The sequence below is a fragment of the Calditrichota bacterium genome, from assembly GCA_013112635.1.
GTDB lineage: Bacteria > Calditrichota > Calditrichia > Calditrichales > J004 > JABFGF01.
On the sequence record JABFGF010000014.1, the window covers coordinates 43,917 to 68,850 of the forward strand.

A 24,934-nucleotide genomic window follows, 5' to 3' on the forward strand; every position below is an offset into this window, starting at 1 on the left:
TTGGTAAATATTAGTGATCCAATGATTTTTTTAAAACTGGAATCTTGATAAATTAATTTCTAAAAATAAATAAAATTATAGAAACATATTCATTTTTTCTGCCGTACTCAGTTTTTATTACAACGGCTAAAAAAAAGGAGCTGAAATGAAAAAAATCTTACTAATATTACTACTGTTATTTTCAGGCGTTTTTTCACAGGATTGGCATGATGATGATGAATATGTAAAAATTCCATTTAACCTTTCATTGTGGCCGGGAATTAGCACCGGTGATATGTGGGCCGAAGAAGCCGGATATAAAAAAATCTATAATACAGGATTTGCATTCAGTGTTATTGGTATGCGTGCTGCCAGGTTGCGTGGAGCTGATATATCTGGGATTTTTAGCATTTATTCTGAAGGGATTCAAGGCTTTCAGGCAAGCGGGATTTTCACACTTGTAAATGGTAATATCCGAGGCGCACAAGGAGCAGGTATATTTACGATGATAAATGGTGATGTGAAAGGCGTGCAGGGTAACGGAATTTTTGGAATGCAAAATGGTAATTTTAAAGGGGTTCAGGGAAGTGGTATTTTCCAGATCCAAAATGGTGATTTTCTAGGCGTTCAGGCATCCGGTGTTTTCACAATCCAAAATGGTGATTTTAAAGGAGTTCAGGTAAGCGAAGTGTTTAATATAACAAATGGGGATTTTCGCGGTGTGCAGGCAGGATCGGCATTAAATATTTTAAGCGGATCTTTTCGCGGGTTGCAAATTGGTACAGTAAATATTGCCCGCTATTTTGATTCAGGTTTACAAATTGGCATTGTTAACATTGCTCAGGAGCATGATGGAATTCCAGTTGGTTTATTTACTTATGTGAATGATGTCCCGTTGGGATATCATGTGTGGTATGATGATATGCAATTTGTGAATGCCGGCTTAAGGTCTGGAAATGAAGACTGGTACAACCTTATTTCTGTAGGACGCAGGGTTGAAGGCGATGTTCGCTACCACACAGTTGGTGCGGGGTTCGGCCGTAAAATTCACTTGGGTGATAATTGGGGGCTGGATGTAGGCATTTCTGCACATAAACTTTTGGATGATAACTTTAAAGATAATGAATGGGATGATGGCGATTTAGGAGCAATGGCAAAGTTCAATCTTATGTTCCGCTATGGATTGGGTTATGAAGGAAGCCTTTTTGTCGGGCCGACAATAACTGCATGGTATTCAAAAATAGCTGTCGAAGACTTATCGCAAAACCCATGGGTAGATGAATTTGAAGATGATCACTATCTGCGTGTTTGGCCTGGATTTGTAGTTGGCCTGGAATTGTAAAAAGTTAAAGATGAGATTTGACTACTGAAATATAAGTACTTCTTTGGTTGGGAAATTGAGATAAAACGATATCTTAGTTTCCCATTTTTTTTATTTCAACTTATAAAAGGGAAGTGTTACCAGCATCATTCCACTAACAATAACAATGCCCGCACCAACACCATAGATATCTGCAAAAAGGCCAATTGCTAAAACAAATAAAGCTGAAAAGCCAGAGCGTATTTGCGAAGTAACCGATAAAACACCTGCATGGATTCTTTCATCACTATGATCAGTAATCACAACTATGCCGGCAGGTTTCCGGGCATTTTCTATTAGTAAAATTATGATAAACAAAAGTATTGCCCATACAGAAATATAAAACTGCATTATCAAACCGCTTATCAAACCTAAAAATATTCCCACAACAAGGGTTTTGTTTAAATAACTGTGTGCTGATTTAAACTTATCTGCTATGACAGCTGTTTTTCTTGAAGCCACAGAATTACCAATAAAAATTAGAAAATAGATTGCGCCTAGCAAGATTGCTGTTTTTTCTTCATTGTTTAAAAACAACAGAAAGGGAAGTTGAATAACCAGGGTTTTTAAAAATGGCTGAATAAAATCTTTGATGCTTTTATAATATCCGGAATAAATAGAGCTGTTAATCAGGGCTTTTAGCAAACTTGAATTTTTTAGCGATTGCAGGAATGAAGCGCTTATTTCTCTAAAATCCTTCATTACAGATCTTGATTCTGATGCGCTTTTATCCAGGTATTTAGGGTACGTCAATACATTTGCAAAATCCAATACGTAGGGGATTATTGAAAATAGAAAAATAGTATCTAAATTTTGATTGAAAAAATAAAGAATCCCTCCCGCGAGGCTGGAGAGAGCACTGCCAAATTGCGACCATGATCGGGTGTGGCCATAATATTTAATTTTATGAGCCTGTTGCCCCGTACGTTTTAAGTAGTCAACAATCATTGCTTTATTTATTCCGGACCGGATTGCATCGCCCAGTGCATAAAAGAGCATTGCTAAAATAAACAATCCAAAATTGGAACTACCATAAAAAATTATAAAAGCTAAAATATAAACCATAAAAGATGATGCTAAAGTTTTGCGGCGGCCAAGAGTATCGGCAATAATCCCTGAAGGTATTTCAAACAGATTAATGGCAATTTCGCGGGTGGCATAAAGCGTTCCGATTTGCAGGAAGGTTAAATCTTTGCTAAGAAAAAAGAGGATAAAAAAAGGCTCAAAGAAACGGAGGTTTTTAAGAAAACCATAAAGGCAGAACTTGTAATATTGTTTATCTTTGATCATCTGGATTCAAGTTTTATCTTGTTGAAAACATTGTCAAGCATATCTTTTTCAAACTCTTCATTTGTATTATAAACAAAACCCAAACTCTTTTCCCACAACTCTGCTTTTTCCATACAAAGATAAAAGAAAACTTTAGAATGCCATTTTTCAAATGCTTTGTACATGGCAGAAAATTTTTCAATTTTTATGTGATCCGGATACGTCATTTTACCATGCGGATCTGTAACCAATTCCATTTGGGTGATTTTGGTTGGGAAACCAAGTTTGCGAATTTTCTTTAAAACAGGTTTGATAAATGTAACCGATCCAAAGGAGATAAACAGTATTTCTTCATGTTTAAACATACTCATGACTTCTTTAGCAATCTGAGTATATTCTTTTTCCCAATCTTTATAGTAAACAATCGGGTGAAAATGGAATGAAACTTTTACACCTTTTTCAGCAACTGCTTTTGCTGCTTTTAAGCGGTTTTCCAGGTTGGCTGTAAAATGCTCCTCATTATCAATAATTGTTTGAGGGTTGAGCGACCAACTGCTAACAATATTTGCCGGAATTTCATTTTCAAGGAAATAAGTGATGTTGTCCGATTTTGTTTTAAACTCTAATAAAATATTTGGATTGTCAGAGGCAAACTTACACAAAGCATCCAGGTTGCCATTTTTATTGCCCCAGGCCAGAGAATCGGATGATTGACCTGTTCCGATATGATAGCGCCTATCTGGCTCAAGATTAATTTGAGATAATTTTTCAGCCAGATTGTTATCAAAAACCGTTTCACTTTTGTAGAATGTCTGGATGGTGCAATAGCTGCAACCAAAAATGCAATTCTCAACGGCATCAATAGTTTTAAGATTACAGCAAACTGTTTTTTCTGAAGCTACAGGGCACCAGCCAAATATATTTTTGTCAGATTCTTTTAATACAATTTTACCCTTTTCCCGTTTTTTAGGGCGCTCTAATCCTTGTCGCGGATAAATTTTTGCAGAAGCTTTTAATGAATTTGTATAATCATGTAAAAGGTTTAAAGCGTTCTTTTTATTTTGCCTATTTGCATCATCCCGAACGTTTTCGGCCCACCATTCTGCGAGTGGTTTTTCACCCCACATGGAAAGATCACGAGCGGCCTCAGTTACCTGCCGGAATTCCTGAAAAGTAAGCCGATATCCTGTTGCGATTTTTCTGATAAAATCACGTGAGGGCTCATCCAGGGAATTAAACAAGGTTTGTGGAATAAATTTTTCAAGTTTTTTTTGGTAGTGATTCATTGTTTGTGTTTATTCCATCCAAAATGTTTGTACATCATATTTTTGAATCTGCTTATCTTTTGTCACCAAAAGGGTTTTGTGGAGTTTTGCCTGGGCAATTAGCAAACGGTCAAAAGGGTCTTTATGAAAATCCGGTAAAGTAGTTGAAGTAATCATTTCGGAAACATCTATATTAATTAACCGAAGGTTGGTATTGTTAAACAATTCGTTTTTCCAGTTTTGGACATCCCCAATTTTGATCCGCTTTTTTTTTACAAGTAACGCGATTTCCCAAAATGATATTGCAGAAACTGCAACATTCCCCTTTTGCTGCTGATTGTCAAAGTGTTTAATAAAATTTCCAGATACTTCTGATTGATTTACCCAGAATAATAAAGCATGCGTATCGAGTAAGTAGCTATTCTGCTTCATAAATAATCTTCCCAAATATCTTCAATAGGTTCAATTAGTTTTTCAGCTGAAACAAGTATTTCTGGTTTTGAACTCATTCGCTCACGCCAATTTGTTTGTTTGGAAGGTACCAAACGTGCAACTTCCTTTTTGTTACGTTCAAGGATTATGGTTTCTCCTGCTTCAATTTTTTCCAGGTAAGTAAACATATTGTTGCGGAAGTTTGTGACACTAATAGTAATCATTTTAGCTCCTTGTACATGTACGTAAAATAAGAAACATGTACACAAAATACAAAAAAGGGGATAGTTATCCAAGTAATTTTTTAGATAAATACTGCCTGTAAGATTGAATCATAATAGTGGAACTTTTATCTTAGGTTTTCTATTTAGGTATCCTCACTCTAAAATTATTAACGAAATCTCTTATTAAATACAGGAAACACTATGTCAAAGAAAACTAAAAACAAGAAACCGCTTGTTGACCGGTTTCTGACAGTTATTGAAAAAGGCGGGAATGCTCTTCCTCATCCAGCCACACTCTTTTTAATTTTCGCTCTGGGAGTTGTCGTTTTATCAGGCATAGCCGCCATGTTCGATCTGGAGGTTATTCATCCGGGCACAAAAAAAATAGTTACACCTTTTAGCCTTTTATCGGTAGAAGGCATGCACATGATTTTTAGTGAAATGGTTACTAACTTTACGGGCTTTGCTCCCTTAGGCACCGTGCTCGTGGCTATGCTGGGTATCGGAATTGCAGAAAGCAGCGGACTTATTGGAACTGCATTGCGTCTTTTGGTTATTTCGGCTCCAAAAAATCTTTTAACTTTTGTGATTGTGTTTGCAGGTATTTTGTCAAACACGGCCAGCGAAGTTGGATATGTGTTACTTGTTCCTTTGGGTGCAATAATATTTCTGGCTATGGGTCGTCACCCGATCGCAGGTATGGCAGCAGCTTTTGCGGGCGTTTCCGGTGGTTATAGCGCAAACCTTTTGCTTGGTACAATCGATCCACTTTTAGCAGGCCTTTCACAAGAAGCAGCTCATATCATTGATCCTGAATACCTAGTTAATCCGGCAGCAAATTTGTATTTCATGTTTGTTTCAACATTTTTTATTGCCGTGGTTGGTACATGGGTAACTGAAAAAATTGTTGTGCCACGATTAGGAAAATACACAGGTGATGAAGAACCGGAAGAAATAAGAAAGCTGACTAAGGCAGAGGAGAAAGGTTTAGCATACGCAACCGTCGCACTTGTTCTTTGCTCATTATTTTTGGCAATAGGCATAATTCCTGATGGTGGCTATTTGCGTGATCCTATTACAGACAGCTGGTTAAAATCTCCTTTTATGGATGGGATTGTAGCGTTCATTTTTCTTATTTCTGCCATTTGTGGTATTGCATATGGTTGGGGTGCCAAAACCTATAAAAATGATACAGAAGTTATGAATGGTATGGGCAAGGCTATGGAAACTCTGGGCATTTATATTGTACTTGTTTTCTTTGCAGCCCAGTTTGTGGCCTATTTTAAATGGACAAATCTTGGATTGATTATCGCCATTAAGGGGGCCGAATTTTTGCAAGCTCTGGATCTTGGGGCAATACCTTTGATGCTGGCATTTATTGCACTCTCTTCCATTATAAATATGTTTATGGGTAGCGCTTCTGCAAAGTGGGCCATTATGGCGCCGGTATTTATCCCAATGTTTATGCTCCTTGGTTACAGCCCGGAATTGGTTCAGGTTGCATACAGGATTGGTGATAGCGTTTCTAATATCATTTCACCAATGATGTCATACTTTGCTTTGATTGTTGCTTTTATGGCCCGTTATGATAAAAATGCTGGTATAGGAACGGTCATATCAACCATGCTGCCTTACACATTTTTCTTCTTTATTGTATGGTCGATATTATTGATCATCTGGTTAATTTTTGGATTTCAGCTTGGTCCGGATGCTGGTTTATATTTAACACCTTAAGGTCATCCCATTTATGAGATAATTATAAATTCATGGGGCTATAATGAAAATACTGATCATAGAAGATGTCGTAATTAATATAAGACTATTGGAAAAAATACTTAATGATTATGGTTCGTGTGATTCGGTAAGATCTGGTAAAGATGGGTTACAATTATTCAAGGCAGCTCAAAAAAAAAACAAACCATACGATTTGATTTGTCTAGATATTTTTATGCCTGGGATTTCCGGATTTGAAGTTTTGCAGCAAATTCGACAGATCGATAAAGGATTAAAAAAAGTTAAAATAATAATGACAACCTCTTCGGATGAGGAGGAAGACGTTATTAAAGCTATACGTTATGGATGTGACAGCTACATGTTAAAACCATATAATAAGAAAGATATAGAGGAAAAATTAATACAATTTGGGCTTTTTAAGCCTGATGTGGTTGACAAGGATAGTAAAGAAAAAGAAGGTGAGTAGAACTCAATCCATTGGCTGGATTTTATTAATTAAGTCAGGCAAACACGTAAACGAATATTAAAATGTTAAATAATGACGATTTTAGAAAGCATGCACATCAGGTAGTTGATTGGATTGCAGACTATCTGCAGGATGTCGAGAAATACCCTGTAAAATCTCCTGCTAAACCAAAAGAAATTTATAATCAGCTGCCTGATTTGGCTCCTGAAAATGGTGAGCCTTTTGATGTGATCATGAAAGATTTTCAAAATATTATTGTGCCCGGAATTACACATTGGCAAAGCCCAAATTTTTTCGCATACTTTCCGGCAAATTCCAGTTATCCCTCGGTTTTAGCAGAGATGATAACCGCTGCTTTGGGCACCCAGGCCATGATTTGGGAGACGTCTCCTTCTGCTGCAGAGTTGGAAGAACGGGTAATGAATTGGCTAAAAGAGATGATTGGCATTCCTCAGAATTTTGACGGAGTCATTCAAGATACTGCATCAACAGCTACATTGGCTTCGATACTTACTGCACGGGAAAAAATATCGAATTATAAAATTAACTCACATGGCCTTAATGCATGTGGAGATTTTCGGGTTTATTGTTCTACGGAAACACATTCTTCCATTGAAAAGGCTGTGAAAATTGCAGGCATTGGAAAACAAAACCTTGTCAAAATTGAAGTAGATGACAAGCTGAGTTTAAAGCCAGACATTTTATCTGCAGCTATTGAAAAGGATATTGCAGAGGGGAAAAAACCACTTTGTGTTATCGCTTCAATCGGGACAACAAGCACAACATCAATTGACCCAATAAAAAGCATTGCCGAAATATGCAAAAAACATGAGCTTTGGCTGCATGTGGATGCTGCTTTTGCAGGCAGCGCTTTGGTCCTCCCTGAGTTTCGTTGGATGATTGAAGGAATTGAAATGGCTGACAGTTTTGTGTTTAATCCGCACAAATGGATGTTTACCAACTTTGATTGTTCCGCTTATTTTGTAAAAGACAAAGAATCCCTGATACGAACTTTTGAGATTTTGCCAGAATATCTTAAGACGAGAACAAGGGGTAAAGTAAATGATTATCGCGATTGGGGCGTACCACTTGGCAGGCGCTTTAGAGCGTTGAAGTTGTGGTTTGTCATTAGAAATTTTGGTGTAAAAGGCATTCAGGAAAAAATTCGTTTACATATTTCCCTGGCAAAAAAATACTCTGAAAAAATTAATAATCATGCTGAATTTGAGGTACTTGCACCAGTCACGTTAAATACAATTTGCTTTCGCTATAAGCCTGATAATATAAACGATGAAGATACCCTAAACGACTTAAATGAAAAATTACTTCACAAATTAAATGACTCAGGTAAACTGTATCTGACACATACCAAAGTAAAAGATAATTATTCTCTTCGTTTATCCATCGGCCAGACAAATGTTGAGCAAAAACATGTTGAACAAGCCTGGCAATTAATCCAAAATACAAGCTTGGAATTGTTGCATTCCCGGTAATAACAATTTTTTGTAAATATTTTTTTTCGATTGGACAATCATCTGAGTAAAGTATATAAACCCCAAAATAATCTTTCCTGGATTTTATTCATTGTAGTTTTAGCACAATTCTGTGGAACATCTTTATGGTTTGCCGGCAATGGAGTGATGAATGATTTGCTTTCTACTTTTCATCTTGAAAAAAGCGCTTTGGGTCATTTAACTTCAGCCGTTCAGTTTGGATTCATTTCAGGTTCTTTTCTTTTCGCTTTGCTTACAATCGCAGATCGTTTTTCTCCATCCCGCGTTTTTTTTATGAGTGCATTGTCTGGAGCAATTTTTAATCTTGGTACAATTTGGTCTGGCAACACCTTATTCAGTTTAATTATTTTCAGGTTTTTGGTTGGTTTCTCATTGGCAGGAATATATCCGGTTGGAATGAAAATCATCGCTGATTACTACAAAGAAGGTTTGGGAAAATCTTTAAGTTTTTTAGTCGGTGCAGTTGTTTTAGGAACAGCCTTTCCACATTTGCTTAAAGATTTTACAGGAAGCAGCGGTTTCCCATGGCGATCCGTTCTCTTTTTTACATCCTCTCTTGCATTTGTAGGAGGACTGCTGATACTGTTTTTTGTACCCGACGGCCCGTACCGAAAACAAAGTAATAAGCTGGATTTAAGCGCATTGTTCACTGTTTTCAGAAATCGTAACTTTCGTGCGGCCGCGTTTGGATATTTTGGGCATATGTGGGAGCTTTACAGTTTTTGGGCTTTTCTCCCGGTAATTTTAGGCACCTATTCTTCAATATATCCTCAGGCAGATTTGAATATATCAACCCTTTCTTTTTTGGTAATAGGCTCAGGTGGATTGGCTTGTTTTGCCGGTGGTTTTGCATCTCAAAAAATTGGTGTAAAGAAAACCGCGTCTTTGGCTATATTTTTCTCAGGACTTTGTTGCCTTGTTTCACCAGCAATCTTTTTTATAGGTTCTCCCATAATTCTGATTGGATTTCTAGTTTTTTGGGGATGGGTGGTCGTGGCAGACTCGCCACTTTTTTCAACGCTTGTGGCAGGTAATGTGGAAGCAGAAACAAAAGGGACTGCTTTAACAATTGTTAACAGCATAGGTTTTGCCATTACAATTGTTAGTATTCAGCTGATAAATTTTATGCAGGATATATTTGATCCAAAATATATTTATTTAGTTTTGGCAATTGGTCCAATCTTTGGATTAATATCTTTGAATACTAATAATAATATTCCAGCCAATGAAAACGCAGCATAAAATTTGATTGATTAAATCCGAAGTTTGTTTTAATGTTAGCCCATATTTTGGTAAAAAATTACAAAGAAAAGAATGAAAAACTCATATTTTGATTTAATTGAACAAAGTTATTATTTCCCCCAGGAAGGGTTTGATTTACGAAATAACTTCCTGACATTTCATGGCGTTTCGCTCAAGCATCTTATTGAAAAGCATGGCACTCCTTTTAGGTTTATTTACCTGCCCAAAATTGGTGACCAGATTAAGAAGGCGCGTAACCTGTTTAACAGGGCGATAAAAAACAATGCTTATAAAGGCAGATATAATTTCTGCTACTGCACGAAATGCAATCATTTTTACCATGTAATTAACGAAGCCCTAAAACATAATGTTAATCTGGAAACTTCATCCTCTTTTGATATTGACCTGATTTTGTCTTTGCTGGAAAAAGGAAAATTAGACAAGAAAATAAAGATTATTCTCAACGGTTATAAAACCAACGATTACCTGCAGAAGATTATCAAGTTGCATGAACTTGGATTTGAAAATGCAATCACAATTCTGGATAGCAAAGATGAATTGAAACGGCTATTAAAAAAAGTAAAAACAAACCAGAAATTAAAAATTGGCATTCGTATGTCAATAAATGAAGAGCCACAATCGCCGTACTATACGTCCCGTTTGGGCATTCCGCACACAGAAATTGTTGATTTTTTCAAGAAAAACATTCGTGATAATGAAAAGGTAGAGCTTAAAGTTTTGCACTTTTTTGTAGACTCCGGGATAAAAGACACACCGTACTACTGGGGCGAATTTCAGAAGGCGTTAAAACTTTATGTGGATCTTAAAAAAGAAAGTAAAAGTCTTGATTCATTTAATCTGGGCGGCGGATTTCCAATTCGAAATCACCTTGGATTTGAGTACAATTATGAATATATGATTAATGAAATCATTAAAAATATTAAGGAAGTCTGTACAGCGGAAAATGTTCTGGAACCGGATATTTATACCGAGTTTGGCAAATATACTGTCGGAGAATCGGGTGCAATTATTTTTCAGGTTTTGGAGCAAAAACAGCAGAATGATAATGAGAAATGGTACATCATTGATAATAGCTTGATGAACACAATACCGGATGCCTGGTCGATCCAGGAAAAATTTATTTTATTGCCCATAAACAAATGGCAAAACGAGTATGAACGGGTAAATATTGGTGGGATTAGTTGTGATCATTCGGATTATTATAATTCAGAAGATTTTAACCAGGAAGTGTTGTTTCCCGTTTCTCCTAAAAATGACAAAGAGCCTCTTTATTTAGGATTTTTTCATACCGGTGCCTATCAGGATTCTGTTAGTGGATATGGCGGTATAAAGCATTGTTTAATTCCATCTCCAAAACATGTAATAATTGACAGGGATGAAAAAGGCAATATTGTCGATACGGTTTACCGGGAAGAACAATCCAGCCGGGAAATGTTTAATATTTTGGGATACAATGAAAAATAAACGAACATATGCCGGGATTGAGACTGCATTATCTGACTTTGATTTGGCCGCTATACTTTTGCAACCTGTTCCATACGACGGCACAAGTACCTGGGGCAAAGGGGCTGATAAAGGATTTGATGCTTTTTTAGATGCTTCAGAAAATATGGAGCTTTACGATATCGAAACACATTCTGAGGTTTATAAAAAAGGTATTCATATTTTAGATAAGATTGAAGAAGACTCCTCCCCTGAAAATGTTTATAAAACGGTTCTTGAAAAAACACAGAAGTTACTTAAAACAAAAAAATTCCTGACTTTTTTTGGTGGCGAACACTCCATCAGTATTGGCATAATTGAAGCATTCAGAAATAGATATAAAGATTTAACCGTGTTGCAGCTTGATGCCCATGCCGATTTGAGGAAAGAGTATCTTGGCTCAGAGTATAACCATGCCTGCGCCGTGCATAAAGCAAGTAAAACAACCAATCTAATTCAGGTGGGAATCAGGAGTATGGATAGTAGTGAAAAAGAATACCTGAATCCTGAAAAGTGTTTTTTTGCAGAACAGATGTTTGGTCATCAAAACTGGATGGATGAATCAATTTCTAAAATGACTGAAGATGTCTACATCACTATAGATTTGGATGTCTTCGATCCGTCAATTATGCCTTCAACCGGCACACCGGAGCCCGGAGGTATGGATTGGAACACAATTATTCAATATTTGGCCAAGGTTTTTAAAGAGAAAAATATTGTTGGATTTGATATTGTAGAACTTTCTCCGATCGGAGACTTAACCGCACCAGATTTTCTGGCTGCCAAATTATATTATAAACTTTTATCCTATAAATTTTATGAATAAAAAAGGTGAGATTTCACAATTTATGCTTGAGCATTTCAAGCATTTCAATTCTGCCAGTGTTGTCGATGCGGCCAAAGCTTACGAGCAACAATTGGATCTCGATAATAAAATGATGATCACCATGGCAGGGGCAATGAGTACGGCTGAAATCGGCAAAACGCTGGCCGAGATGATCCGCAAGGATAAGGTTCAAATCATTTCATGCACAGGTGCCAATCTTGAAGAAGATATTATGAATCTTGTGGCGCATTCTCATTATAAACGTGTGCCGGATTATCGTGATTTGACCGCCCAACAGGAAAGGGAATTGCTGGACAAAGGTTTGAACAGGGTTACGGACACTTGCATTCCTGAGGAAGAAGCTTTTCGAAGATTGCAAAAACATATATACGCCATTTGGAAAGAAGCCGACCAAACGGGGGAGCGATACTTTCCTCACGAGTTTATGTATAAAATGCTGTTGTCTGGTATATTGGAGCAATACTATGAGATTGATCCAAAAGACAGTTGGGTGTTGGCTGCTGCCGAAAAAAATCTGCCGATTGTCGTACCCGGCTGGGAAGACTCCACCATGGGTAATATTTTTGCCTCATATTGTATTAAAGGAGATTTAAACCCAACAACAATGAAATCCGGTATAGAATATATGGCTTGGCTTGCCGACTGGTATTCTAAAAACACAAAAGATTACGGTATCGGGTTTTTCCAGATTGGAGGGGGCATTGCCGGGGATTTCCCCATTTGTGTTGTGCCAATGTTATACCAGGATTTAGAACGAACAGATACACCTTTCTGGTCATATTTTTGCCAGATATCGGATTCTACTACAAGCTACGGATCATACTCCGGTGCTGTGCCAAATGAGAAAATTACCTGGGGCAAACTGGATGCTGATACGCCAAAGTTTATAATTGAATCTGATGCGACCATAGTTGTGCCATTGATATTTGCATACTTACTAGGATACTAAAATGAAATTTTTTACAACACTTTTGATTCTGTTTTTTACGGTTTTAATTTGGTCCGCAATAAATCCTTTCGATTATTTTACCTGGTTTTTAGAAGTATTGCCGGCTTTAATCGGACTGGTCACCCTGGCAATCACATTTAAAAAGTTTCAATTTACAAACTTGCTCTATGTTTTGATTTTAATCCACAGTATAATTTTGATGGTTGGCGGACATTACACTTATGCCGAAGTGCCTTTGTTTGATTGGATTCGTGAAGCCTTTGACCAGAGCCGCAACAATTACGACAAGGTTGGTCATTTTGCCCAGGGTTTTATTCCGGCAATGATTGCCCGCGAAATCCTGGTGAGAAAAAGTGTCGTTAATGGCCGAAAATGGCTCAATGCAATTATTGTCTCAATGTGTTTGGCCATAAGCGCATCTTATGAATTTATTGAATGGTTTGTCGCAGAACTTTCGGGTGAATCTGCCGAATCATTTTTAGGAACACAAGGCTATATATGGGATACACAATCGGATATGCTTTATGCAACTATTGGCGCGATTGTGGCACTGATTGTTTTAAGCAAACCACATGACCGGCTTTTAAGTAAAATTGGGAAGTAAAGATTTGCAATAAAAAATGATTGAATTGTGTAAAATCCCTCGTTTACAAAATCCTGCTAAGTTTGTATATTCCTTCGCCGATTGAAAGACTTTCAGAATGTAAGAATGAAAGATTAGAGTAGTGTAAAACTTAAAGCGACTATTTAATTGATATTATTTCAATTCTTACTTCCTAAATGTTTTTCAATCTTCAAATATAAATATCTTTCAGATTTTTTAATCTTAAAATCAAAAAAGGGAATACATGGAACGCGTTGAACCATATAAACCAAAAAATAAAATTCGCATTGTAACAGCCGCTTCGTTGTTTGATGGCCATGATGCAGCAATAAATATTATGCGCCGCATTATACAGGCTACGGGATGCGAGGTAATTCATCTTGGGCATGACCGAAGTGTGGAAGAAGTTGTTGATACAGCTGTGCAGGAAGATGTACAGGCCATTGCCATAACAAGCTACCAGGGTGGCCATAATGAATATTTTAAATACATGCATGATCTGCTAAAGAAAAAGGGTGCCGGACATATAAAAATATTTGGCGGCGGTGGCGGTGTAATCCTGCCCGAAGAAATGGAAGACCTGCATAATTATGGTATTAGCAGGATCTATTCTCCGGATGATGGGCGTACACTGGGTTTGCAAGGCATGATTAATGATATGGTGGCCAAAAGTGATTTCCCAACAGGAACAAATATAAACGGCAACGCTGAAAAACTATCCAAAACAAACAAACTGGAAATTGCCCGTTTAATTTCCGCTGCTGAAAACCAACCCGAATCTGTATCGGGTATTCTTAAAAAAATCCATAAAGAAGCAAAAAAGGCGAAAACGCCAATTCTTGGTATAACCGGTACTGGTGGCGCTGGCAAGTCTTCTCTAATTGATGAATTGGTTCGTCGTTATTTGATTGATTTTCCGGATAAATATATTGCCGTGGTTTCGGTTGATCCATCAAAAAGGAAAACGGGTGGGGCATTGCTTGGTGACAGGATTCGCATGAATTCGATTAGAAACGAACGGGTTTATATGCGCTCTTTGGCAACCCGGCAGGCTAATCTTGCGTTAAGCGCACATGTGGAAGAAGCACTGACAATTTTGAAAGCCGCTAATTATGATATGATTATTTTGGAAACATCGGGTATTGGCCAATCTGATACGGAGATTACTGAGCACTCCGATGTTAGCTTGTATGTTATGACGCCGGAATATGGTGCAGCCACTCAGCTTGAAAAAATTGATATGCTCGATTTTGCAGACATAATTGCCTTGAACAAATTTGATAAACGTGGTGCAATGGATGCTCTTCGTGACGTGAAAAAACAATATGTTCGAAACCACAATGCATTCGATCTTGCAGATGACCAAATTCCGGTCCACGGTACAATTGCTTCACAGTTTAATGATCCCGGGATGAACTCTTTATACTGCCTGATTATTGACACAATTAAAGAGCGCTGCAAAGTAGATTTTAACTCATCTTACGAGATTACAGAAGATATGTCTGAAAAGATTTATGTAATCCCGCCAAACCGTACCCGCTATTTATCCGAGATTGCAGAGAACAACCGTAATTATAAAACGTGGGCAGAAAAGCAATCGGCCATTGCCCAAAAATTATATGGACTGAAAAAATCGGTTGAGACCATAAATGAATTAAAGCAAGAAAACAGCGACAAATTAATCGATGATCTTGAAAAGGCTTACGAAAAAATAGCCCTGGAATTTGATCCCAAAAATAAAAAATTAATTGATGAATGGCCGGAAAAGAAAGCCCGCTACACACAAGATTTGTACAAGTTTAAAGTGCGTAATAAAGAACTTGCCATTAAAACAAATAGTGAAAGCTTATCGCATTTAAAAGTCCCTAAAGTAACCATGCCAAAGTATGAAGGCTGGGGTGATATTCTACTTTGGAGTCTGCGGGAAAATGTACCGGGCGAGTTTCCATACACAGCCGGGATTTATCCTTTCAAGCGAGAGGGTGAAGATCCAACTCGCATGTTTGCGGGTGAAGGCGGACCGGAAAGAACAAACCGCCGGTTTCATTATGTCAGTTTGGGAATGCCGGCAAAAAGATTGTCAACAGCTTTTGATTCGGTTACACTTTATGGACAAGATCCGGATCACCGCCCGGATATTTATGGAAAAATCGGTAATGCCGGTGTTTCAATCTGCTGCCTGGATGATGCTAAAAAGCTCTATTCAGGATTTGATTTATCCGATCCCAAAACCTCCGTTTCTATGACCATAAATGGCCCGGCACCAATGATGCTTGGGTTTTTCCTGAATGCGGCAATTGACCAACAGTGTGAGATATATATTAAAGAAAATGGTTTGAAAAAAGAGGTTGAAAAGAAAATCGCTGCAATTTACAAAAACGGCACCCGTCCTGAATATTCTGGCGAATTACCTGAGGGAAATGATGGCCTTGGCCTAATGTTGCTTGGTGTAACCGGCGACCAGGTTTTACCGGAAGATGTTTACTTAGAGATAAAAACAAAAACATTGGCCCAGGTTCGTGGAACAGTTCAGGCCGATATTTTAAAAGAAGACCAGGCTCAGAATACGTGCATTTTTTCAACAGAATTTGCATTGCGTTTAATGGGCGATGTGCAGGAATATTTTATTAATAATGCCGTGCGTAACTTTTACTCTGTTTCAATTTCAGGCTATCATATTGCCGAAGCGGGTGCAAACCCAATCACACAACTGGCTTTAACACTCAGCAATGGTTTTACTTATGTGGAATATTATTTAAGCCGCGGTATGGATATAAACAAATTTGCTCCTAATTTGTCATTCTTCTTTTCCAATGGAATTGATCCTGAATATGCTGTTATTGGACGGGTTGCACGACGTATTTGGTCCAAGGCGATGAAATATAAATATGGTGCTGATGCCCGTTCGCAAATGTTAAAATATCATATCCAAACTTCCGGTCGCTCTCTTCATGCACAGGAGATTGATTTTAACGACATCCGCACGACTTTACAAGCGCTCTACGCGATTTATGATAATTGCAACAGTTTGCACACCAATGCATATGATGAGGCAATCACCACGCCTACCGAAGAATCTGTACGAAGGGCAATGGCTATCCAGTTAATAATAAATAAAGAGCTTGGCCTGGCCATGAACGAAAATCCAATGCAAGGATCATTTATTATTGAAGAATTAACCGATCTTGTTGAAGAAGCGGTTTATGTAGAGTTTGATCGCATAACGGAACGCGGCGGAGTTTTGGGTGCAATGGAAACCATGTACCAGCGCAGCAAAATCCAGGAAGAAAGCCTTTATTATGAAACATTGAAACATACTGGCGATTTTCCTATTATTGGCGTAAACACATTTTTAAGCTCAAAGGGGTCGCCAACAGTTATTCCTCAGGAAGTGATACGATCTACGGAAAAAGAAAAAGAAAACCAGATTGACACATTGAAAGACCTGCATACAAAACGCAATAAAGAAGCACAGAAACAACTTAGCAAGATTCGATCTGCAGCAGTACAAAATGAAAATATTTTCGAAACATTGATGGAAGCCTCAAAGGTTTGTTCAATCGGGCAAATCTCACAAGCGCTGTTTGAGGTAGGTGGGCAGTACCGACGAAATATGTAACACCAATTTGTCTTAATGGAATAGTGGAGTAATGGATTACATCTTTATTTTATAAAAGGGGAAACGATTATGAAACTATGCATTTATACCTCGATATCTGTTTTGCTAATATCCGGATTTGCTTTTAGTCAGGTAACTATTAATCCGGATGATCTATTGGGGTTAATCGGTAAAAGTGGTACTGTAGAAGAAGATACCAGTGGTTTTATCAATGTTTCACCGGGGCCGGCAGGTGCAAACCAAACCTGGGATTTTAGTACAACTTCCCTGGTAGCGGAAGAGTCGATTATGGAGTTTCTGGATCCGAAAAATACGTGCTGTGCCGATTCCTTCCCTTCCTCAAATTTTGCCAACCTGCAATATTATTCCGGTGAAAACCCGGATTCAGTTTATGGGTATTTCGAAGTAACCTCTTCATCAATATACTTTTTCGGAGTTGCCGGGAAAGAGGATGATAGCACTTCAGTTCTCTTTCTAGATGAAGATATTGCCCCATTGCCATTAAATTATGGCGCCAGTTGGACATCTGTATCAAGTGATACATTTTTTGGAGGAGTTTTCGCGGTTGTTTTCAGGGATTCAACCTACTCTGAAGTTGATGCCTGGGGCTCAATAACAGTTCCGGCCGGTACATTTGAAAGTTTACGGATAAGAGACAACTACACAGAATATGAATATGTTTATTTTGACGGGAGCATTGTAAGTAGTGATACAAGTACTACTATAAATTACGAATGGGTAACCAAAAATAATTTTCTTGCCGCCACAATGGAAAGCCAGGATGGTGAAACCAATCCTAATTTTTCAATGGCCGCATATATGTCGCGGCTTAAATCTTCAGGGCCTACTTCAATTGCAGATCATTCTCATTTAAATAATCCAAATAGTTTTGAGCTGTTCCAGAATTACCCAAACCCTTTTAATCCTGAAACTGTGATTAAATTTAATTTGGCTCAGGTTGAAAATGTACGGCTTGATGTTTTTGACACGAACGGAAAACGGATTAAATCACTTGTAAATGGGCAAAAATCTGCAGGAATTCACAGCATTATTTGGAATGGAAAAAATGCAGATGGTATAAATGTGGCAAGTGGTATTTACTATTATTCATTAAGCATTGCAGGAAAAAAAATTGCTCACCGTAAAATGGTTTTGATAAGATAGATTTAATTATTTGCACCTTCTTTATAATGGAAAAGAGCGCAACATAGCAGCAATTGCAGGTTTGATTTTGGTGGTGTTAAACTTTTTTGCATTTTTAATTTTCCAGGATGAATTACCATTTGTATTTAAAATGTTAAGGGTTGTTGTCCCCCTTCATGCGGCTATGTTGGGTGGGGCTTTGCGAAGAAAATATGTTAAGGCAGCTTAATAGACCTTCCAGATTTTAAAAACCTGGAAGGCTTGAAAAGATTATTTTTTCTCAATTTCATTATTAATATAAAAAAGCTCTTCTACAGGTCTTACCGGCCGGGCAAACCATAATGGTCTTCTTAATCCATCTGGTCCCGGAGCAGGACGGGTCATCTTTAACCATTCCTTATATATTTCAAATGACTTATCCGTGTCCACAACAACATCACCATAGCGATCACCTTCATGTACTTTTTCAATCCGTACCTTTTGATGCCAGCAATGCATTCCGCTAATTGGGTCTGGGTGAACTTCATGCGTAATATTTTGATGCACGCCTCCGTCAGTCCAGAAAATCCTTGATGAATCTGCATCGGTACTTTTATAAGGCCGGATGCCATCAACTACGCGCATTTTCCATTGACTGCCATCATTTTCCAAAGTAACAGTATTCGATGCCCAGCGATTTCCACCCATTTTATCTTGCGGTCTTTTCCAACGCCCGATGTGGTGCGAGCAAGCAATCACGCCTGGTTTCATTCCTTCTGTCACCCAAACTTTGTCAACAAAATAACCAATGCCAGTATTAACGCGGATCATATCATCACTTTTAATACCAAACTTTTCAGCATCCGATGTGTGCATCCAGATGGGATTGCGATTTGATATTTCTGTGAGCCACTTTGCGTTTGCCGAGCGTGAATGGATTAGAGTTGGTAAGCGGAATGTTGGGACCAATGGAAAGTCGCCTTTTTCGCGATCCATTTTTTCCTCCTGAATGTGGCTTTTAATGTAAACCGGGATTTTATACTCCGGCCATTTCCAATCAACCATGGTTTGTGAATAGAATTCTTGTTTTTTGGAAGGTGTATGAAATCCAACCCGCGCTTTGCCATCGACCTGAACACCAATAACTTTGCCATCTTTAATAACAGCACCATCTTCATTCACTGAAGTATTTTTTAATGCTTCTTCTGAAACTTCATCCATGTGCTTATTGTACGTCGATTTTTCAATTTCGAAAGCACCATATTTTCGCATATAATTCAGAGGAGATAAGTCTTCTTCTTTCGCCTTTTCAGGCAACCCGGGTACGCGCTCAAAAATATACTGGTAATATTCTTCGATGGTCATCTTTTCAGCCGAGCGATAAGGCGACTCAAAATGTTTTTTAATTCCCATACTGCCATCCGGATCAATCCGCCAGGAAAGTTCTATCCAAAACTCATCTTCTTCCCATACTTCTCCCGGATTGGCCTGGTAGGTAAACTCAACATCTTTGCCTTGCCTTCGCATCGCTTCCCTTAAAACCGGTTGGCGAAAGCCCATCCATTTTCCGGAATGCGTTTCATAGCTGATAATATCGTGCCGCTCAGCAGAGTGGCCCATTGGCAGGACATAATCGGCATAATAAGCAGTTTCGTTCCAAGTTGGTGTTAGGGCAATGTGCATACCCATTTTTTCTTCATCCTGTAAAACCTCCATCCAGCTAAACCCATCGGGGTATGTCCAAACAGGATTAAACACCCGTGAAAAATAAACATCCATTTTTCCACGGCCTTCCTTAAGAAAGTGAGGCAATAGAAAACTCATTTCAAAAAAAGCCAGCGGGTATTCATCCGGAAAATGAAGCAGATTCCAAAATTTTTGTGCCGGCGGTTTGTTTGGTGTATCCGGTTTATACTTATTCCAGGCGCTAGGTTGTGTACCACCTACTGTCCCAACGCTGCCTGTAAGAACGTTAAGAAAATGCAGACAGCGCGCAACAGCCCAGCCTCCCAAATTTCCGCTTCCCGCACTACGCCAGTTATGAGTTGCAAAATGTTCACCCGCTGCTCCAATCTTGCGGGCAACTTCTACGATGGTGTTTGCATCAATTTGGGCTTCTTTGGCTGCAAACTCTGGTGTATATTCTGCATATTCTTCGCGCAGAGCTTTTATAAAATTATCAAATGTTACTTCATCAGCCGGGTATTCCGCTTGCAGATAATCCTGCCAGTTTACCCAGTCCTTCATAAATTTTTCGTTAAATAAACCTTCATCCAAAATGATTTTTGCCATGGCCAGCAAAACAGCGGCTTCGCTTCCCGGATAAGTTGGCATCCAGAAATTAGCCATACTGGCGGTGTTAGAAAGGCGCGGATCCATCACAGCCATTTGAGCACCATTCATCAAACCTTCAATTATGCGCTGGGCGTGTGGATTAAAATAATGGCCTGATTCCAGGTGGGCACTGATTAATAAAATGAACCGGGCATTAGCATGATCCGGTGATGGGCGGTCATAACCGTGCCAGATGGCATAGCCAAACCGTGCCCCGGATGAACACACATTTGTATGGCTGTTATGGCCATCAACACCCCAGGATTGCAATACACGATCGATATAGCCTTCATGACCAGGGCGGCCTACGTGATAAGCGATCTCATTATTCCTGCCTTCTTGAATAGCTTTTCTAAGCCTGCCGGAAATGTCATCTAAAACATCATTCCAGGAAACACGTTCCCATTCACCACTGCCGCGTTTGCCAACCCGTTTAAGCGGGTATAAAATTCGGTCTGTATCATTTATCTGGTTGATGGTTGCAGGGCCTTTGGCACAATTGCGTCCACGACTCCCCGGATGATAAGGATTGCCTTCAAACTTACGCACCTTCATGGTTTCTTTGTCGATATAGGTCAATAACCCGCAACCGGCCTCGCAATTAAAGCAATTGGTTGGCACAATCATATAATTTTTCTTTTGGCGATTGTGTCCGCTGGTGGCTTCATATTCTGTCCAGTCATCCCACTTTTCCGGTGGTGGAAAATTTGTCTGGTCACCCGGCTCAACGATTCGCTCGATAGGTTCACCATCCTCGTGCAGAGCAGGTATGATATGCATTTTTTCTGCAATTTTTTCAATCAAACTTGGTTTGTGCTTTGTTGCCATTTTTTTCTCCAAAAATCAAGATCAATATTTTTGAATGCTTATCTTGTCATTCTGAGTGAAGCAATGCGAAACGAAGAATCTACCTTTCCTGGGATTCTTCGCTTTGCTCAGAATGACAGAAGTTTATTATGTTACGAAAGTGAAATCATTTGAGGCGCGCGAACCCAAATGTGTTCTGTTATATAAAGTCCGATTAAAACAAGTACTCCCGTAATCTGCAGCATACCTGTGCCAATAAAAAACATCATTATAAGCGGGATTAAGTTGCCAATGATGATAGCACCAATCCAAAACAGCTTTGAAAATCTCCCGCTAATAATCATCTGAGCCGTATTCTTTGCATCGGTTGTTGGATGCGAAATAAACAATTCTGCAAAAACAATAAGCAGGTTGGCAATTATTGAGAATGTAAGGATTTGGCTTAGAAAACCTTCCATTAGGTTTGAGGTGCCAATAAGTGCAAAAATTGCTGACCCGGCCAAAAATGGATGTATTAGCATGTGCAGGATTAAAGCCGGACTTTGCCAAAAATCGCGTCCTTTTGCCTGTGCAAATAAAAAGGCTGTATAAACTGAAACAATTATTGCGAAAACGGCAGCTCCCCAAAATGCCAGTTGTTCCAATCCTGAAAAGGCGAAGTATTTTGCAACGCCCCAAAGTGTAACAAGGCCTCCAAAAGCAGTAATCGAATAACCGCCTCGAACCAGCCATGATTTCCATTGTGGGCGCAACAGGACATAAGCAAAACGAGTAGGTTTATCCAGGTCTTTTACAAGTAGTGCACCGGTTAATCCTAAAAATATTAATGATCCGATCAGTCCGGTCCATTGTGTTTCATCAGCAACGAGGGTTCCGCTCAGGATTGCCAGAAAAGGAATCAGAAACATTCCTGCAGCTATGGCTTTGGTTAAAACATAAGCTGAAACTTCCCAGCCCCAAAGCACACCTTTTGAGGGAGCATCATAAGCGCGGCGAATTGTATCCTGCAAAATGCCTTTTGGCGAAGTAATTGTGTTATCGCCTACTGGTTTTACTTTATCCGGTGTTGATGGATTTACTGTTCCGTTTGTGGCTTGAATTTTATATAGCTCAACAGGATCATTTTTTGCGATCAGAGACTCGGCATATTTGGCATAATGGCCAACACCGCTGCTTTGCGAGTTCCACATGTAATTATCTGAGGTTTCTGCATGTGCCGGTGAAAGAGATGATTCATCGGCATCAATATAAAACAGGTTGGGTTTGGTTCCTTTTTCCGGTTTACGCGCCTTAACTTGTTCGCGGGAAAGAAGCTGGGCAATTTCTGTATGGGGGTTATTCATATCACCGGAAATAATTGCCTGCTCCGGGCAAACATTTACACAGGCGGGTTCCAGCCCAATATCAATTCGGTGAGTGCAGTAGTTACATTTGGCCGCAGTCTGTGTTTTGGGATCGATATAAAGTGCATCATAAGGGCAGGCCTGCATGCAGGATTTACACCCAATACAACGGCGATTGTCAAAATCCACAATTCCATCATCACGGATGTGCAGTGCTTCCACAGGGCAGATTTCTGCGCATGGTGCGTCTTCGCAATGGTTGCAGCGCATAACGGAAAAAAGGCGACGTGTATTTGGATATTCTCCTTTTTCCACATATTTGACCCAGGTGCGGTTTACTCCAACGGCTACATCGTGCTCCGATTTGCAGGCAACTGTACAGGCATGGCAACCGATACATTTCCTGTTATCAATTATAAAACCGTAGTTCATATAGTATCCTGTTTAATTCTTTTAGAATGTTGTTAGACTTGTGAAAGAATTGTTGAATAATGAGTTACTTGAATATCGGAGAATTGGAATGATGTTAATCCAAATACCACTTTTACAATCATTAATTTTCCAATCCATCCCCAATAAAATACATCGGGATTTCGACTAAAACGTTCAACAATCCTTCAGTTCTTCAATGTAATGCTGCACTGCTTCTTTTTTGTTTAAAAAGAAATGATCTTTGCCAAGCTTTTCCTGAAAACCGGACAGCTTCAACATATCGCGAACAGGGCCTTTTACATTCGTCAAATAAAGTTCTATACCCCTTTTTTTCAATGTGTCGGCAATGTCATGCAGACCGGTATCTGCGGATGAATCAATTTCGTTTACGCTGCTGGCATCAAAAATAACCGCCTTAATTTTTCTCTCACAAGAAAGTGTATTTGTTTCTATTAAATCTTTCAGGAAGGCAACATTTGCAAAATACAAGGATGCGTCGATTCGAAAAATAAAAAGGCCTTCAATTTCTTCTGCATGTTTGTCACGATCGAAATTTCTCAAAGTCTCTGTTCCCGGCACTTGTCCCATTTTGGCAATATGCGGGTTGCTGATTCGTCTTAATATCATAACCAAGGATGCGGCAATTCCTACAAAAATTCCATATTGAACGCCTAAGAAAAGTGTGGCGAGAAATGAAAAAAGAAGAACATAAAAGTCGCTTTTTTTTACTTTGTACAGTCTTTTGGGTTCATTAAGATCGAACAAGCCGGAAACAGCTACAATAATAATTGCTGCCAAAACAGCGGTTGGCATATAATAAAACAAGGGTGTTAAAAACAATAAAGTTAAAGCAATTATCAGTGCATTTACTAAAGAAGATACTTGAGTTTTTGCTCCTGACTCGGAGTTTACGGCTGTTCGTGAAAAACTACCGGCCATTGGATATCCGCCAAACAATCCTGAAGAGACATTGCTTAGCCCGACACTTTTTAGTTCCAGATTTGCATCAATTGTGTAGTTATGTTTAGCGGCAAATTTTTTCCCAACGGCTATTGCTTCCATAAAACTCATAAGTCCAATCGTTAAACTTATTGGAATTAATTGTTGGATAATTGTCGGGTCAAACTCAGGGATTGTGAAAGTCGGGAGACCGCCTGGTACATCTCCAACAATCAGAATTCCGTGCTGATCAAGATCAAAAAACCAGACAGTTACAGTGCTAAGAATTACAACAGCCAAAGCGCCCGGGACAGCTGGTAAATATTTCTTAATTGTTACAAGAAAAAATATACTGGAAAGCCCAAGAATTAAGGTTGAAGAATTAATCATTGAAAAGTTTTGAATGATATTTGAAAGGTTAGTATAAATATATGTGCTTAGCGGGATTGAAAGCCCAAGAATATGTTTAAGTTGACTGGTGGCAATAATTAAAGCAGCAGCAGAAGTAAACCCGCTAATAACCGGAGTAGACAGAAAGTTTACCGTAAATCCTAAACGCAAAGTCCCGACCGTATACTGAATTATTCCTACAAGAATAGCTGTTAACCCGGCCAACATAATGAAATGCTCAGTCCCGGTATGAGCAATCATCCCAACACCTGAAGCGACCAAAAGTGAATCGATTGCAACCGGCCCAACAGAAAGATGGCGTGAACTGCCAAAAATTGTATAAGTAATAAGCGGGATAAGAGCCGCGTAAAGCCCGGCAATTGGTGGTAAACCTGCTAACATAGCATAAGCCATTCCCTGTGGAATTAGCAAAACCGCAACCGTAATGCCAGCAATTAAATCATTTTTTAAATAACTGCTTTTATATTTTGGCAACCACTTCAATATTGGGAAAACTTTATGCATTAGCACATCGCCTGCATTAATCAGAGGAATTAATA

19 protein-coding genes are annotated in these 24,934 nt (G+C 38.8%); 12 read left to right on the top strand and 7 right to left on the bottom strand.

What is annotated here, in order from left to right; translation table 11 throughout:
- Positions 1-145: 145 nt before the first annotated feature.
- Entirely contained in the window at positions 146-1,321 is a 1,176-nt protein-coding gene (locus HND50_21080; GenBank protein ID NOG47745.1) for a hypothetical protein, read from the top strand.
- Between the two features lie 90 nt (positions 1,322-1,411).
- Here the strand turns inward: HND50_21080 and HND50_21085 are convergent, their stop codons facing one another.
- From HND50_21085 to HND50_21100, 4 genes are read right to left on the bottom strand one after another with little or no spacing between them, the layout of a single operon-like run.
- Positions 1,412-2,629: an MFS transporter gene (locus HND50_21085; GenBank protein NOG47746.1), complete on the bottom strand. Its 1,218-nt coding sequence runs from the start codon at positions 2,627-2,629 to the stop codon at positions 1,412-1,414.
- Positions 2,626-3,894: a hypothetical protein gene (locus HND50_21090; protein NOG47747.1), complete on the bottom strand. Its 1,269-nt coding sequence runs from the start codon at positions 3,892-3,894 to the stop codon at positions 2,626-2,628. The genes HND50_21085 and HND50_21090 overlap by 4 nt, the downstream gene beginning before the upstream one ends.
- A gap of 9 nt (positions 3,895-3,903) precedes the next feature.
- Complete coding sequence (locus HND50_21095; GenBank protein ID NOG47748.1) at positions 3,904-4,305, bottom strand: type II toxin-antitoxin system VapC family toxin; 402 nt, start codon at positions 4,303-4,305, stop codon at positions 3,904-3,906.
- Positions 4,302-4,529, bottom strand: coding sequence for a type II toxin-antitoxin system Phd/YefM family antitoxin (locus tag HND50_21100; protein NOG47749.1), 228 nt, complete (start codon positions 4,527-4,529; stop codon positions 4,302-4,304). Before HND50_21100 ends, HND50_21095 begins: the two co-directional genes overlap by 4 nt.
- A gap of 201 nt (positions 4,530-4,730) precedes the next feature.
- Between HND50_21100 and HND50_21105 the strand changes: the two genes are divergently transcribed.
- The 11 genes from HND50_21105 (at position 4,731) to HND50_21155 (ending at position 18,379) form a co-directional block, all read left to right on the top strand.
- Positions 4,731-6,263, top strand: coding sequence for an AbgT family transporter (locus HND50_21105; protein NOG47750.1), 1,533 nt, complete (start codon positions 4,731-4,733; stop codon positions 6,261-6,263).
- A 43-nt stretch (positions 6,264-6,306) separates the two neighbouring features.
- Positions 6,307-6,729 (top strand): response regulator, encoded by a 423-nt coding sequence (locus HND50_21110; GenBank protein NOG47751.1) that lies wholly within the window; start codon positions 6,307-6,309, stop codon positions 6,727-6,729.
- A gap of 62 nt (positions 6,730-6,791) precedes the next feature.
- Positions 6,792-8,222, top strand: coding sequence for an aminotransferase class V-fold PLP-dependent enzyme (locus HND50_21115; GenBank protein ID NOG47752.1), 1,431 nt, complete (start codon positions 6,792-6,794; stop codon positions 8,220-8,222).
- 42 nt (positions 8,223-8,264) lie between these two features.
- Positions 8,265-9,485 (top strand): MFS transporter, encoded by a 1,221-nt coding sequence (locus HND50_21120; GenBank protein NOG47753.1) that lies wholly within the window; start codon positions 8,265-8,267, stop codon positions 9,483-9,485.
- A gap of 72 nt (positions 9,486-9,557) precedes the next feature.
- Positions 9,558-10,970: an arginine decarboxylase gene (locus HND50_21125; GenBank protein NOG47754.1), complete on the top strand. Its 1,413-nt coding sequence runs from the start codon at positions 9,558-9,560 to the stop codon at positions 10,968-10,970.
- Complete coding sequence (gene speB / locus HND50_21130) at positions 10,960-11,814, top strand: agmatinase (GenBank protein ID NOG47755.1); 855 nt, start codon at positions 10,960-10,962, stop codon at positions 11,812-11,814. The genes HND50_21125 and speB overlap by 11 nt, the downstream gene beginning before the upstream one ends.
- Positions 11,807-12,784 carry a deoxyhypusine synthase gene (locus HND50_21135; GenBank protein ID NOG47756.1) on the top strand — a complete coding sequence of 326 codons (978 nt, stop codon included), beginning with the start codon at positions 11,807-11,809 and terminating at the stop codon, positions 12,782-12,784. The genes speB and HND50_21135 overlap by 8 nt, the downstream gene beginning before the upstream one ends.
- A 1-nt stretch (position 12,785) precedes the next feature.
- Positions 12,786-13,388, top strand: a complete 603-nt coding sequence (locus HND50_21140) for a DUF2238 domain-containing protein (protein NOG47757.1) — start codon at positions 12,786-12,788, stop codon at positions 13,386-13,388.
- Between the two features lie 244 nt (positions 13,389-13,632).
- A complete protein-coding gene (locus HND50_21145; GenBank protein NOG47758.1) occupies positions 13,633-17,007 on the top strand; it encodes a methylmalonyl-CoA mutase family protein in 3,375 nt (1,124 codons plus the stop codon).
- Positions 17,008-17,076: 69 nt separating this feature from the next.
- Positions 17,077-18,171, top strand: a complete 1,095-nt coding sequence (locus HND50_21150; protein NOG47759.1) for a T9SS type A sorting domain-containing protein — start codon at positions 17,077-17,079, stop codon at positions 18,169-18,171.
- 10 nt (positions 18,172-18,181) lie between these two features.
- Complete coding sequence (locus HND50_21155; GenBank protein ID NOG47760.1) at positions 18,182-18,379, top strand: hypothetical protein; 198 nt, start codon at positions 18,182-18,184, stop codon at positions 18,377-18,379.
- 41 nt (positions 18,380-18,420) lie between these two features.
- Here HND50_21155 and HND50_21160 read toward each other — a convergent pair whose 3' ends face one another.
- From HND50_21160 to HND50_21170, 3 genes are all read right to left on the bottom strand, one after another.
- Positions 18,421-21,291 (bottom strand): molybdopterin-dependent oxidoreductase, encoded by a 2,871-nt coding sequence (locus HND50_21160; protein NOG47761.1) that lies wholly within the window; start codon positions 21,289-21,291, stop codon positions 18,421-18,423.
- A 131-nt stretch (positions 21,292-21,422) separates the two neighbouring features.
- Positions 21,423-23,045, bottom strand: coding sequence for a polysulfide reductase NrfD (gene nrfD / locus HND50_21165; GenBank protein ID NOG47762.1), 1,623 nt, complete (start codon positions 23,043-23,045; stop codon positions 21,423-21,425).
- Between the two features lie 174 nt (positions 23,046-23,219).
- Positions 23,220-24,899, bottom strand: a complete 1,680-nt coding sequence (locus HND50_21170) for a solute carrier family 26 protein (protein ID NOG47763.1) — start codon at positions 24,897-24,899, stop codon at positions 23,220-23,222.
- Between the last annotated feature and the right edge of the window lie 35 nt (positions 24,900-24,934).